This window comes from Photobacterium marinum (assembly GCF_000331515.1).
GTDB classification, from domain to species: Bacteria; Pseudomonadota; Gammaproteobacteria; order Enterobacterales; family Vibrionaceae; genus Photobacterium; species Photobacterium marinum.
The window spans coordinates 69704-83180 of sequence record NZ_AMZO01000023.1; the positions used below are offsets into that span (position 1 = coordinate 69704).

14 protein-coding genes are annotated in these 13477 nt (G+C 50.4%); 6 read left to right on the top strand and 8 right to left on the bottom strand.

The annotated features are described in order from the left end of the window. Positions 1-13: 13 nt before the first annotated feature. The 3 genes from dnaG to rpsU all read right to left on the bottom strand — a co-directional run bounded on the left by dnaG (position 14) and on the right by rpsU (position 2627). Positions 14-1768, bottom strand: a complete 1755-nt coding sequence (gene dnaG, locus C942_RS16180) for a DNA primase (protein ID WP_007467613.1) — start codon at positions 1766-1768, stop codon at positions 14-16. Positions 1769-1939: 171 nt separating this feature from the next. Further along, the gene (locus C942_RS16185; protein WP_007467615.1) at positions 1940-2383 is read right to left on the bottom strand and encodes a GatB/YqeY domain-containing protein; all 444 of its coding nucleotides are present in this window, start codon (positions 2381-2383) and stop codon (positions 1940-1942) included. A 28-nt stretch (positions 2384-2411) separates the two neighbouring features. Next, a complete protein-coding gene (gene rpsU, locus C942_RS16190; RefSeq protein ID WP_005301411.1) occupies positions 2412-2627 on the bottom strand; it encodes a 30S ribosomal protein S21 in 216 nt (71 codons plus the stop codon). 184 nt (positions 2628-2811) lie between these two features. On the opposite strand from rpsU, the gene tsaD reads away from it, so the two are divergent. Then, positions 2812-3831 carry a tRNA (adenosine(37)-N6)-threonylcarbamoyltransferase complex transferase subunit TsaD gene (tsaD, locus tag C942_RS16195; RefSeq protein ID WP_007467619.1) on the top strand — a complete coding sequence of 340 codons (1020 nt, stop codon included), beginning with the start codon at positions 2812-2814 and terminating at the stop codon, positions 3829-3831. A 60-nt stretch (positions 3832-3891) separates the two neighbouring features. Here tsaD and plsY read toward each other — a convergent pair whose 3' ends face one another. Further along, positions 3892-4500, bottom strand: coding sequence for a glycerol-3-phosphate 1-O-acyltransferase PlsY (gene plsY, locus C942_RS16200; RefSeq protein WP_007467621.1), 609 nt, complete (start codon positions 4498-4500; stop codon positions 3892-3894). A 233-nt stretch (positions 4501-4733) separates the two neighbouring features. On the opposite strand from plsY, the gene folB reads away from it, so the two are divergent. The 3 genes from folB to C942_RS16215 are packed head-to-tail and all read left to right on the top strand — an operon-like array spanning position 4734 to position 6383. Then, the gene (folB, locus tag C942_RS16205) at positions 4734-5087 is read left to right on the top strand and encodes a dihydroneopterin aldolase (RefSeq protein ID WP_007467623.1); all 354 of its coding nucleotides are present in this window, start codon (positions 4734-4736) and stop codon (positions 5085-5087) included. Continuing rightward, complete coding sequence (folK, locus tag C942_RS16210) at positions 5084-5569, top strand: 2-amino-4-hydroxy-6-hydroxymethyldihydropteridine diphosphokinase (protein WP_007467636.1); 486 nt, start codon at positions 5084-5086, stop codon at positions 5567-5569. The genes folB and folK overlap by 4 nt, the downstream gene beginning before the upstream one ends. 10 nt (positions 5570-5579) lie before the next feature. Beyond that, on the top strand, positions 5580-6383 hold the full coding sequence (locus C942_RS16215) for an undecaprenyl-diphosphate phosphatase (protein WP_007467638.1): 804 nt from the start codon (positions 5580-5582) through the stop codon (positions 6381-6383). Positions 6384-6487: 104 nt separating this feature from the next. Here the strand turns inward: C942_RS16215 and C942_RS16220 are convergent, their stop codons facing one another. Then, on the bottom strand, positions 6488-7714 hold the full coding sequence (locus C942_RS16220) for a multifunctional CCA addition/repair protein (protein WP_007467640.1): 1227 nt from the start codon (positions 7712-7714) through the stop codon (positions 6488-6490). 201 nt (positions 7715-7915) lie between these two features. On the opposite strand from C942_RS16220, the gene C942_RS16225 reads away from it, so the two are divergent. Continuing rightward, the gene (locus C942_RS16225; RefSeq protein ID WP_007467641.1) at positions 7916-9592 is read left to right on the top strand and encodes an ExeA family protein; all 1677 of its coding nucleotides are present in this window, start codon (positions 7916-7918) and stop codon (positions 9590-9592) included. After that, positions 9592-10506, top strand: coding sequence for a general secretion pathway protein GspB (locus C942_RS16230; RefSeq protein WP_007467643.1), 915 nt, complete (start codon positions 9592-9594; stop codon positions 10504-10506). The genes C942_RS16225 and C942_RS16230 overlap by 1 nt, the downstream gene beginning before the upstream one ends. Before the next feature lie 78 nt (positions 10507-10584). Here the strand turns inward: C942_RS16230 and C942_RS16235 are convergent, their stop codons facing one another. The 3 genes from C942_RS16235 to C942_RS16245 all read right to left on the bottom strand — a co-directional run bounded on the left by C942_RS16235 (position 10585) and on the right by C942_RS16245 (position 13298). Beyond that, on the bottom strand, positions 10585-11202 hold the full coding sequence (locus C942_RS16235) for a TIGR04211 family SH3 domain-containing protein (RefSeq protein ID WP_036800584.1): 618 nt from the start codon (positions 11200-11202) through the stop codon (positions 10585-10587). A gap of 114 nt (positions 11203-11316) precedes the next feature. Next, positions 11317-12585: an inorganic phosphate transporter gene (locus C942_RS16240; RefSeq protein ID WP_007467650.1), complete on the bottom strand. Its 1269-nt coding sequence runs from the start codon at positions 12583-12585 to the stop codon at positions 11317-11319. A gap of 32 nt (positions 12586-12617) precedes the next feature. Continuing rightward, on the bottom strand, positions 12618-13298 hold the full coding sequence (locus tag C942_RS16245; protein WP_007467652.1) for a TIGR00153 family protein: 681 nt from the start codon (positions 13296-13298) through the stop codon (positions 12618-12620). Positions 13299-13477 lie beyond the last annotated feature (179 nt).

A 13477-nucleotide genomic window follows, 5' to 3' on the forward strand; every position in this document is an offset into this window, starting at 1 on the left:
TGTTGACTACTTACTAGCCGGGACGATTGAGTATCAGCAACTGCAATTCCCGCTTCTCTTCGACTGATAAGCCGACGGTGTTTGATTTAGCCTGCAACTTCTCGATTTGTTGTGTAACGCATTGATCGATAACTTTATCCATCGCGTCCATAAATACATCTAGAGTGTTGTCCTCGTCTTTTGCGAGGGGCAGTTGCCATGCGGCCAAACGGGCCATCATGTTCTCATTTTTGCTGCCACGCCAGGACTCTAGTAACTGGCCTGTAGTGATATTGGGGTTAATTCGGCATTTATCAACCACTGATATCAATAAATTTAGTCCAGGGACATCAATCCCTTCAAATGCGGCCATATCAAATTCCAGGCTTTCCACAAAGCTCGGATTCTGGACCAGCAGAGCAATGACATCGCGCATCGGGGTACGTTTGATGTTCTTTTGCGGCTGAACAGGCCGCTGGCTGTCATCTCGTTTCAGTTCGAGTCTGATCTGATCAGGTGGTAACCCTAAATTATAGCCCAATGTATTGAGTAGATACTCACGAAGTGTTTCACCGGCTACTTTTTCCAGTAGCGGTTTAGCCAGGGTTTTCAGTTTTGCCTTGCCTTCCCGGCTGCTCATGTCGACTTGGGCTACCAGTGTGTTGAACATGAACTCTGACAGCGGCATCGCCTCATTGACCTGTTGTTCAAAACCTTCTTGGCCATACTGACGGATATAGGTATCAGGATCCTCACCGTCCGGCAGGAACATGAACTTAAGTTGGCGTCCGTCAGTCAGGTAGGGCAGTGCCTGCTCCATTGCCCGCCACGCAGCATCGCGACCTGCGCGATCACCGTCATAGCAGCAAACGACGGTACCAGTCTGGCGGAACAAGGTCTGGATATGATCCCCGGTCGTTGATGTTCCCAGTGAAGCGACGGCATAGTCGACACCGAATTGCGCCAGGGCAACCACGTCCATATAACCTTCGACAACCAGAAGTTTTTCCGGTTCCCGGTGGGCCTGCAGCACTTCGTACAGGCCGTAGAGTTCACGGCCTTTGTGGAAGATCGGCGTTTCCGGAGAGTTTAGGTATTTCGGGGTGCCATCACCCAATACCCGGCCTCCGAAACCGATGACCCGTCCACGGCGATCATGGATCGGGAACATAACACGGCCGCGGAAGCGGTCATAGCGGCGACCGTTGTCGTTCTCGATTAACATTCCCGCGGTAACCAGCGCCTGCTGGGCTTCCATATCGCGACCGAAGCGGTTGCGAACCTGGTCCCACTGATCAGGTACAAAACCAATACCGTATTTCTGAACGATTTCGCCGGATAATCCTCGTCCTTTCAGGTAATCCACTGCCACCTGGCCTTCCGGAGTGCGGAGCTGGGATTTATAGAACTGGGATATCTGCCCCATCATGTCGTACAGCCCGAGCTTTTCTTTGCTGCGAGCGCCGGGCTTGCCGCCACCGCTGCCTTGTTCGCGCGGTACTTCCAGACCAAGCTGCGAAGCCAGCTCTTCAATTGCCTCGACAAAATCAAGGCGGTCAAATTCCATGACGAAATCAAGGACATTCCCGTGGGCACCACAGCCAAAGCAGTGGTAGAACTGTTTTTCCTGGCTGACGGAGAATGAGGGGGTTTTCTCGTTATGGAAAGGGCAGCAGGCACCGAAGTTTTTGCCCTGCTTTTTCAGTTTCACCCGTGCATCAACGACATCCACAATGTCGTGGCGTGCGATGAGATCATCGATAAATGAACGGGGGATTTTTCCTGCCATAAAGAGAGTTTTACCTGATAAAACGTAAGTAATACCAAACGAAATAGCTATTTAGTGCATTTCACATAGCGATTTAGGTTGGTATCAGAGTGTAAAAATACCGGAAGCGAAATACGAACAAGCCGCGCACTCCTAATGGATAGCACGGCTTGCTGCTGAATTGGGTTAGTATTAGCTAAGTTTAGCTTTCACTAACTGGCTAACTTTACCCATATCGGCACGACCCTGAACCTGCGGTTTCAGTACGCCCATCAGCTTGCCCATGTCTTGCATGCTGGTCGCTCCGGTAGAAGCTACTGCTTCATCCAGCAGAGCAGCGATTTCATCGTCGCTCAGTGGCTGAGGCATGAATTCTTCCAGAACTGCAATTTCAGCAAGTTCGACATCAGCAAGATCCTGACGACCTGCAGACTCGTATTGAGCTACAGAATCTCGGCGCTGTTTTACCATTTTAGTCAGAACTGCCAGCACGTCGTCATCAGAAAGAGTAATCTTTTCATCAACTTCACGCTGTTTGATGGCAGCCATAGCTAAACGGATAGTACCTAGACGAGGCTTATCTTTAGCCTTCATCGCCGCTTTTTGTTCGTCTTTAAGACGTTCAATCAGAGTCATAACACGTTCCTTCTGTTAATCAGGCAGATTAGTACAGACGAACGCGACGCGCGTTTTCGCGAGCCAATTTCTTCAGGTGACGCTTAACAGCCGCTGCTTTAGCGCGCTTACGTACTGTAGTAGGTTTTTCGAAGTGTTCACGACGACGTACTTCAGAAAGGATACCTGCTTTCTCGCAAGAGCGCTTAAAACGACGTAGTGCTACGTCAAACGGTTCGTTTTCACGTACTTTGATTACTGGCATGTAATACTCACCTCAGAGTGATTCGGTTAACGCTGACGTTCAGTTAAGTGTCAGCTGATTAAAAATGGTGCGAAATTCTAATCTGATCTGGGTGCATTTGTAAAGCATTCTGCAACCCTGAACTGGTTAATTTCTGTCAAGGACTGTAGTATTGCCCCCAATTACCATAAGTATAGAGGTTGTTATGCGTATACTGGGCATCGAAACCTCCTGTGACGAAACAGGCGTTGCAATTTTCGATGATGAAAAAGGCCTACTGGCACACGAGCTATACAGCCAGGTAAAACTGCATGCTGATTACGGTGGTGTAGTACCTGAACTGGCGTCGCGTGACCATGTTAAAAAGACCATCCCGCTGGTGAAAGAAGCGTTGGCGAATGCCGGCCTGACACCGGCAGACCTTGATGGTGTTGCATACACCGCAGGTCCGGGCCTGGTCGGTGCGTTGCTGGTAGGTGCGACCATTGGCCGCAGCTTGGCATACGCATGGGATCTGCCTGCTGTAGCTGTCCACCATATGGAAGGCCACCTGTTGGCGCCGATGCTGGAAGACAATCCGCCAGAGTTCCCGTTTGTGGCATTGCTGGTTTCCGGCGGCCACACCATGATGGTGGAAGTAAAAGGGATCGGTGAGTACCAGATCCTGGGTGAGTCGATTGATGATGCAGCCGGTGAGGCATTCGATAAGACAGCCAAGTTGATGGGGCTGGATTATCCGGGAGGCCCGCTACTGTCTAAATTGGCAGAGAAAGGCACAAAAGGCCGCTTCAAGTTCCCGCGTCCGATGACAGACCGCCCGGGACTGGATTTCAGCTTCTCCGGTCTGAAGACATTTGCTGCTAACACTATTCGTGATAACGGTGATGATGAACAGACTCGTGCTGATATCGCGTTTGCTTTCCAGGAAGCAGTGGTTGATACCCTGGCGATAAAATGTAAGCGTGCCCTGAAGCAGACCGGTTTTAAGCGCCTGGTAATTGCCGGTGGTGTAAGTGCTAACAAATATCTGCGTCTGGAGCTGGAAAAGCTGATGACGGGAATGAAGGGTGAAGTGTTCTACCCGCGTACTGAGTTCTGTACCGATAACGGTGCCATGATTGCTTATGCCGGTATGCAGCGCCTGAAGAACCAGGAAACGATGGACCTTGGTGTGAAGGCTTTCCCTCGCTGGCCGATTGATCAGCTGAAGCCTATCCGTGATTAATCACGGGATATGAAATATTAAAGGGCGGCCTTCTGGCCGCCCTTTTTGCATCTGTTGTTTCTATTGCTTGGAATTACGGGTGAATTTATTCCAGATTTTGCTTTCTTTACCTTCCAGCAGACGGCGGACGTTTTCGTGATGGCGAAAAACTATCAGGCAGGAGAGCATAGCTACCGGCATGGTGTATTCCGGCTTGACCCACCAGGTAAACATCGGTGCCATTAGCGCAGTGATCAGTGAGCCGAGCGATGAGTAGCCGCAAAGCAGAACCGTTAATAGCCAGGTACCGATGAGCATACCGCTCAGATCCCAGCCAATTGGTGCCAGGGCCCCAAGAGCTGTTGCGACACCTTTACCGCCGCGGAAGTGAAAAAAGATCGGGTAGATATGGCCTAGACAGGCGGCAATACCGATGATTCCAAGCAGGAATGGGTTGATCCCGATGAAGTAACTGATCCAGACCGGTATCATGCCCTTAAGGATGTCACACACCAGTACCATTGCGGCCGCACTCCGTCCGCCAAGGCGAAGGACATTAGTGGCCCCCGGGTTGCCAGAGCCGCTGTCACGGGGATCCGGCAGGCCGTAAAGACGACAAATCAGCACGGCACTTGAGATTGAGCCAAGCAGGTAGGCGCCAATGATGATCAGAAGAACAAGTGGTGTCATGCAAACTTCCAACGGCTGGTGACAGGGGTTTCGTCGTTGTTCAAAATTGCTGCTGGTTTTAACAGCAGTCTTTCATGTCGCCGTAGCACTCATGTGGTATAGTGCTCGCAACCTGTCCGCACGGCTGGTGCTGGGTGGGCCGGGAGCGTCACGAATGTTGACGATTACGACCTGATAATACGCGTTTTAGCTCAAATTAGGTATCCGACCTCTAACAAAATTAGCGATTGAACATGGATTCAGTATTTATCGAACATCTTGAAGTCATCGCCACGATCGGAGTGTATGACTGGGAACAGACCATCAAACAGAAGTTGGTGCTGGATTTGGAGATGGCTCATAACAACCGTCCAGCGGCAGACAGTGATGATGTGGCCTATGCCCTTGATTATGCGGCGGTGAGTAATGCAGTGACAGAGCATATCCAGAACGGCCGTTTTCTGCTGGTTGAGCGCGTGGCTGAGGAAGTAGCCAGCTTGATTATGACTCAATTTTCAGTGCCGTGGATCCAAGTGCGGGTCACCAAGCCAGGTGCGGTAGCAAATGCTCGTGGTGTCGGGGTTGTCATTGAGCGAGGCTGTAAGTGACCACCGTCTATATCAGTATCGGTTCCAATATTGAGCGCGAGTTCCATATTCGCGCGGCGGTTGCCGAGCTGAAAAAACTGGGAACCGGGATTGAGGTTTCCAGGATATATGAAGCTGAGCCGGTCGGGTTCAGCGGACCTAATTTTTATAATTGCGTGCTGGAAATGGAAACTGCACTGCAGCTTGGGCATTTGCAGCAGACTTTAAAGCAGCTTGAGCTTTCTTATGGTCGGGCACCTGATGCACAGAAAAACCAGAGCCGGACATTGGATCTGGATATCCTACTTTTCGGCGAGCTTGTTCAGGATTGTGCACCACAGCTGCCTCGTTCCGATTTATATAAGTTTGCTTTTGTGCTGTTGCCGATGACTGAGCTGTGCCCGGAGTTAGTGGTTCCCGGCGACGGACGTACCGTCAGTCAACTGTGGCACGCTTTTGAAGAAAATCAGGCTTTGTGGCCTGTAGAAAGAATTGCATGTTAAAGGAATGTTGATGAGTCATTTTGAAGCCTTCGCACTGGCCTTGATCCAAGGGTTGACAGAGTTTTTGCCTATTTCGAGTTCGGCTCACCTTATTCTGCCCTCTCAAATCCTGGGTTGGGCTGATCAGGGATTGGCTTTTGATGTAGCAGTCCATGTTGGTACGCTGGCGGCAGTTATGGGATATTTCCGTAAAGAAGTGGTTGCTTTGCTGTCGGCTTGGTTGGGCTCTATTTTCAAAGGTCGCCGCAGTGCAGAAGCCAAGCTGGCTTGGATGATTGTGCTGGCAACAATTCCGGCCTGTGTGTTTGGCCTGTTTATGAAAGATATTATTGAGCTTTACCTGCGGTCAGCGTGGGTGATTGCCGGTACCACGATCGTCTTCGGCCTGTTGCTTTGGTGGGTAGATGCCCGTGCAACTTTGCGAGCAGATGAATACCAGACAACCTGGAAGCAGTCCCTGTTCATCGGTCTGGCTCAGGCTGCTGCAATGATCCCGGGGACTTCGCGCTCAGGCGCAACGATGACAGCTGCTCTGCACCTTGGCTTTACCCGAGATGCTGCGGCGCGCTTTTCTTTCCTGATGTCGATCCCGATTATTCTGCTGGCTGGCGGCTACCTGGGAATGAAACTGGTGATCAGCGGTGAGCCTGTTGATCTTGGTGGCTTGGGTATCGGGATTGCGGTGTCTTTTGTTAGTGCCTATGCATGTATTCATGTGTTCCTGAAACTGGTGACTCGCCTTGGTATGCTGCCATTTGTGATTTATCGCCTGTTACTGGGTGCTGGCCTGATTGCTTTCCTGTTGTCACATTAATCCTGTTTGAAAGCACATCATAATTTGACAAAAGAAAAGCCCGGCAACAAATGCTGGGCTTTTTGTTGATAAGTGCATGTTTTAATTGAATAAAATAGTTTAGATTAGCGCAAATTGGACAAAAAGTCGCTCACAGCTTCTGTACGGCGCAGGGCCAGTTGTTCTTTGATCTCTTTGCCCTTAAAGCCAGCTTCGACAATTGGCTTTACAGCCACATTTTGAGCAGCAGTGAAAGCTGCCAATAGTATATCGGCCTGAGGGTATGCATCGTCTTCATAGCCTGTGCGGCCACGGACATCGGCATGACAGCAGAGCGCCAGCTGTTCCATGCGTTCAGGTTTACGCCAGGCATCTGTCTGATCAAATATTTTGATGAAAGTGCCCGGGCGCAGTTCATTCGCTTTATGGATTTTCGTATGCTGAGCACAGACTACCAGAGCAAGATCGCGGTAGTCATTCGGGATTCGAAGTCGCTGGCAAAGCGCTCTGATAGCATCTAGCCCGGTCTGACAATGGTGGTGATGGCTTGGCCATTCTTCTTTCGGTGTTAGAGCTTTACCCAGATCATGCACTTGAGCGGCAAAGCGGATAACCGGGTCGTTGCTTAGGCGAGCAGCCTGTTCGGTAACCATCAGGGTGTGTATTCCGCAGTCGATTTCCGGGTGCCACTTTTCCGGTTGCGGTACACCAAACAAGGCATCAAGTTCAGGCATGATAACGCCAAGGGCGCCACACTGTCTCAGTACCTTCAGAAAAATGTCCGGGTTAGCAGTGGACAGGGCTTTTTCCCACTCTTTCCAGACTCGCTCAGGCGTCAGGGCACTAAGTTCATCGGCGACCACCATTTCTTGCATCAGGGCCATGGTTTCTGGTGCAACGGTAAAGCCGAGGTGAGCAAAGCGGGCTGCAAATCGGGCAACACGAAGAACCCGTAGTGGATCTTCGACAAAGGCCGGTGATACATGGCGAAGCAGCCGGCTTTCCAGATCCTGCTGGCCGTTGTATGGGTCGATCAGGCTGCCGTCTTCTGCCTGGGCAATGGCATTGATGGTCAGATCCCGTCGCATCAGATCCTGTTCCAAAGTGACATCCGGTGCTGAGTAACAGGTAAACCCGGTGTAACCGCGGCCTGACTTACGTTCGGTTCGGGCCAGGGCATGCTCTTCTTTGGTTTTCGGGTGGAGGAACACCGGAAAGTCGCTGCCGACCTGGCTGTAACCCAGATCCAGCATTTGCTGCGGAGTGGCACCTACCACAACCCAGTCTTTGTCTTTTACTGTCAGTCCCAGCAGCGCGTCACGGACTGCGCCACCGACAAGATAGGTCTGCAAGCTTTACTCCTTTAATATAAATACAGCAAATCACAAGGGCTCATTGGCAACCTTTGCGTTATAGATCGCTTCAATACGGTCTCAGGGTATACAATCTTGAGTAGCAAAGGTAATTTAATTCCACAAATATATTACAGCTCTGAGAAAGAAGGAATTTAGCGGGGCAGGTATCAATAAAACAGGTGCAAGAGTATATAAGGCATGTACACGGATTATTTCGGGATTACTGAATCACCATTTTCAATCGTACCCAGCGCTCGGTTCCTCTACCTCAGTGAGCGCCATCGGGAAGCACTGACCCATATGCTCGCGAGCCTGTCTGGCGGCGGTGGTTTTGGTTTACTGACAGGAGAGGTCGGCACCGGTAAGACAACCGTGCTACGGGCGCTGGTCTCGCGATTGCCGCAGGAAACTCAGGTTGCGATTATTCTTAATCCGGCTTTGTCTGCCCATGATTTGCTGGCCACTATTTGTGATGAGCTGGGCGTTGATTACCCTGAGGATGCCAGTTTCAAGGTCTTGACGGATCGTATTTACCAACACCTGCTGACTAACCACAGTGCAGGAAAACAAACTCTATTGCTGGTTGATGAAGCCCAGCATTTGATGCCGGATGTACTTGAGCAGTTGCGTCTGCTGACAAACCTGGAGACGGACAGTCGTAAGTTGCTGAAGGTGGTGCTGGTGGGGCAGCCCGAGTTACAGCAGCTGCTGCAACAGGAGCGATTGCGTCAATTAGCCCAGCGGATCACCTCTCGTTACCATTTGTTGCCGCTGACGCCTGAAGAAGTCGATGAATACATTAACTATCGCCTCAGAGCCGTAGATTGCCTGTACAAGGTGTTTGAGCCAGCATTGACCCGCCAGATAGCCAAGGCTACTCACGGTATTCCGCGTCTGATAAACCTTGTTTGTGATAAAGCGATGCTGCTGGCCTGTCAGCAGTCAACACATCAGGTCAGTAAGGCTATTGTCAGTCAGGCCTGTGATGAAGTGCTGAATTGGCAGTTACCAACGGCAGAGCTGCAATCTGCCAGTAATGCCGTTGCGGGAGGTCGTACACTTCGCTGGGGCGGCGCTTTGATGCTGGGGGCATTGTTATCTGCGGGTATCTGGTACTGGCAGGGTATGCCTATTCCATCTTCAGCTTCGGCAACTCAGGATTTAGCACTTACAGTTTCTCCGCAGAAGGTCATTACTCAGCCTGCACCTCAAGTGATAAAGGCTCCGGAGCCTGAGGCTGTGAAGAAAAAAGTGCTGATAGATCCGTTGGCCGACTGGCATCAACTGGTGGAGCAAAGTCGCTCTGAGCGCCAGGCAATGCAGATCCTTTATCGCCTGTGGGGGTACGAAACCCGGCTGAATGAAGCCAATTGTGAGACCAGTTCGCGGATTGATTTAAGCTGCCATCAGAGCAAAAGCAGTCTCGAGCAACTGAGTATTATTAACCGTCCGGTTATTTTGCCTCTGAAGGAGAGTGGGCAGCCTGAGTTTTATACCGTGCTGTATGCCCTCAATGATGACAGTGTTGAGTTGCTGCTGGGGGGGAAGCGTATCGCAGTGGGATATGACTGGTTTAATGCCCGCTGGCAACAGAATTACACCTTGCTGTGGCGCCCGCCGCTCGGTGATAAGAGCGCTATTCGCTATGGTCAGCAGGGTCCTCGGGTACAGTGGTTGAACCAGCAGTTGAGCTTGTTGCTTGGAGAGCCGGTATCGCAGGCTGGGCGTTTTGATCAGGTTTTGCTGGATAAGCTGCGTCGTTTCCAGCGGGCTCAAGGGTTGGCGGCTGACGGTATTGCCGGACCGCGGACCTTAATGGTTATCGATTCGGCTCTTAATTTACCAGGTCCGACACTGCAACCGGAGAAAAGTTAATGTCTAACCTACTTAATGCGATTCAGCAGTCAGAGCAGCACCATCAGGTGTACACTTCGCGTCCTGTTCAGCCATTGAAAGCTGTTGCTGGGTCTCGTTCGCTGTCTTCCTGGTTGTTACCGGCTTTGCTGGTAATGGTCCCTGTTGCAGGAACGCTAGCGTATGGCCAATGGCACTCTCAGGTTCAGCGCGAATCGGTTTCAGACGTCGCCGCACGGGCCGTAAAGGCTGACGTTGTTGCCGTACCTGTAATTGAGCCGGTTCCCGTTGTTGCGACAGCGCTGGTGGCTGAGAACACCAGTAAGCCGGAAATGTTGAATACCGGTGAAGGTATGATTCGGGTATTACCGTATCCTGAGCTGATGACGGAGCCTCTGCCTTCAGTCAATCACCGTTTGTCCCGCCAGATCACACAGCGAACTGCTCAGCCTGTCGTTACAATGCCTGATACAGTTTATGATCAGAACCCGATATCAAATCAGAGCGAGATGAAGGTGGTGTCATCACAGCCGGCAAAGAATGAATGGGATCTCGATAAGCTGGATTATTCTGAGCTTTCTCCACAGCTCGCAGAGCAGCTTAAATCTGCTATTGCTGCAACGGATAATTCGGTGGATGAAGAGCCGTCTGAGTTGCTTAACACGACTTCGGCGCCATCAGCCAAGTCGGAGATAAAACCTATTGCATTAGGGGAACTGCCAGCTTCGGTACAAAACCGGATCCCGTCATTGAATTTCCAGACCCACATCTATTCATCAACAGCTAATAGCCGTTGGGTGAAAGTGAATGGCAGGGAAGCATTTGAAGGGGATGAGATTGCACCTGGTGTTGTGTTACGTCGGATCGAACCTCGGCAGGTGGTATTTGATTTTGATTCCTATTTGGTTTCCATGCCTGCATTGTCTGAGTGGTAACGAGAGAATATGAGGTACAAAAATGGCAGCCATCAGGCTGCCATTTTTTATGTTCGAATTTTATGTCCGAGAGGCAGCTTATGCCCAGCCGTTGTTGCGCTTGCGGCGGCGAGGGATAAGGTGTGGCAGGATCAGACCAAACAGCAAACCTGCGCCAGCAACCATACCGCCGTAGGTGAACCACTTCATTAGCAGGTCATCTTTCTGAGTGTCGATTTTAGCGCGCAGCTCACGGATTTCAGCCTGAGATGACATTAGCTGCTCGTTCAGCTGGTTGTTCTGAGATTCAAGCTCTGTGATTTGATCGGTACGGATCTGCAGTGAATTCTTTAGGCTAGCCATTTTCTCATCACCGGAAGACTGAGCTTCTGCTAGTGCCGTTTTCACTTCACTTAGTTCTTTTTCCAAAGCCGGGTAACGTTCTTTTAGGCCTTTTTGCGTGGAGATGAAATCAGTGTTAACCCAGCCAGTACGGCCACGGCTATCTGTGACTTTGCTAAAGCCGCTTTCTTTGTTGGTTTCCAGCAGAGTCACTTTAGTACCAGAGTTTACACTGCCGATAATACGGTACTGAGTGCTCGGACCCCTGTGCATGTAGGTAAATAGGTCGTCAGAGATATAACGAACCTGTGCCGCTTTCACCGGCAGGGCCAGCACGGTGCAAGCGAGTAATAGGATGCTGATTAGATGCTTCACAATTTAGTCCTTGAGGAGCCTGTATTCTGTCTGAACACAAATACTATGAACTTTGTGCCTCGGGTGCAAGAAAAGAGGGAGGCTTAGCCTCCCTCTTTTGAACTTGTCCCACTTTTAGCCGAAGACGGCTTGCATCACGTAGAAGAAGATGACAGCAAGCAGAGCGCCGGCAGGCAGGGTAACAACCCAAGAGGCCACAATGTTACGAACCACACCCAGGTTCAGGGCGGCAATGCCTCGGGCGAAACCTACACCCAATACTGCACCAACCAAAGTTTGGGTAGTAGAAATTGGCAGACCAGTACCTGATGCCAGTACTACAGTCGATGCTGTTGCAAGCTGTGCTGCGAAACCGCGACTTGGTGTCAGCTCTGTAATGCCGGTACCAACTGTTGCCATTACTTTATGACCCAGAGTTGCCAGACCTACGACAATACCGACACCGCCAAGCGGCAGGATCCACCATGCGATTTCACTTTTCGCGGCGATTTCACCCATATGCTCGACAGTTGATGCAACTGCTGAAAGTGGACCGATCGCATTAGCAACGTCGTTTGAACCGTGGGCAAAAGCCATGGCACAAGCGGTAACAACCATCAGCAGGCTGAATACACGTTCAACACCAGCATAACCGTTACTGTCAACGGACGTACCGTCGTCAGTGTATTTTCGGCCGATGTAGAAGTAACCGAACAGCATAACGATAGCAGAAATCGCTACAGATGCCGCCCAGGCTTCACCGCTGGATAGGTGCAGACCTACGTGCTTCAGACCTTTCTTAATAGTTACCAGAGCAATAACCATCGCCGTGATGAACATGTATACCGGTACAAAGCGCTTGGCGTTCGCCAGCGGGTTGTCAGTATCAAAAATCAGGCGCTGGGCACTGATGAAAATCAGGTAAGCAAAGAGGCCTGAGATGAACGGGGTAATAATCCAACTACCGACGATACCCTGAACAGAGCTCCAGTCGACAGCCTCAGTACCAACAGAAACGCACGCAAAACCGATGATGGCACCGATGATTGAGTGTGTTGTAGATACAGGCCAACCCATGTAAGACGCTACAAGCAGCCAGGTACCGGCTGCCAGCAGGGCTGACATCATACCGTAAACCAGAATTTCTGGTTGTGCTGCATAGTGTGAAGTCTCAATTACACCCTTACGGATGGTGTCTGTTACTTCACCGCCTGCCAGATAAGCACCGGCAAATTCGAAAATCATCGCAATGATGATTGCCTGTTTAACAGTTAGCGCTTTGGAGCCTACAGATGTCCCCATGGCATTGGCAACGTCGTTCGCACCAATACCTACGGCCATTAAAAAACCAAAAAAAGCCGCCACCATGATAATCACGGTGCCGTAATTAGCCAGGATTTCCATTGTAAAACCTTGTTTTTATTAAACTCTCTAGTTTAAGAGCGCGATAGCATGATCTCTAATCGCGAGCCGACACGTTGTGCCTGATCAGCGATGCTACCGACCCACTCGAGAATTTTGTACAGGAACATGACATCCACCGGACTATATTGGTCTTCGATGGACATGAGTTGTTGACGTAATTGAATCTGCATGGTGTCTGTGTCGTCTTCGATCACATCCAGCTGATTAATCATTTCAGCAACCAGAGTCACTTCCCTGCCTTTAAAGCCGGTTTCCAGCAATTCATCCAGCTCGTTAATAACACGGCTAGCCTGATTGGCTGCATCAAGGCAACGTTGGACGTAGGCAATGAAATCCGGGTATAGCTCATCAGGAATACGCAGCTGACGACCAAGGACTCGACCAGCGATGTCTTTGGACAGGTTAGCAAGCTTATCCTGTTGTGTTAGAAGGCCAAGCATGTCAGTACGATCTACTGGCATGAAAAGACCACGGGGTAGTTTAAGGCGGATCTCACGCTTCAACACATCCGCATCTTTTTCAAGCTGCGAGATCTGTTCGCGTAAGGTGGTTGCTTTGTCCCAATCGCCGGCGTGACACGCCTCGAAAAAAGGAACAAGCAATTCGCAACACTCTGTTACACGAGTAACATGACGTTGCAGCGGTTTGATTGGGGATTTAGCAAAGAGCCCCATAATTGTATTTACTGGCATAGCCGATCAACCTAAAGAGTGCCGTACAAGGCTAAATCTTGAGCGATGGTCATAGAGGCGCGCATGTTAACGTATAAGTCAGTATAGTGGAACTAATTTCGATCAAGGTTTTGTCGATATTTCGTGCTTGCCCCGAAACGAAATTGGAAATATGCTTGGTTTGCCACTGTTTATAGGTA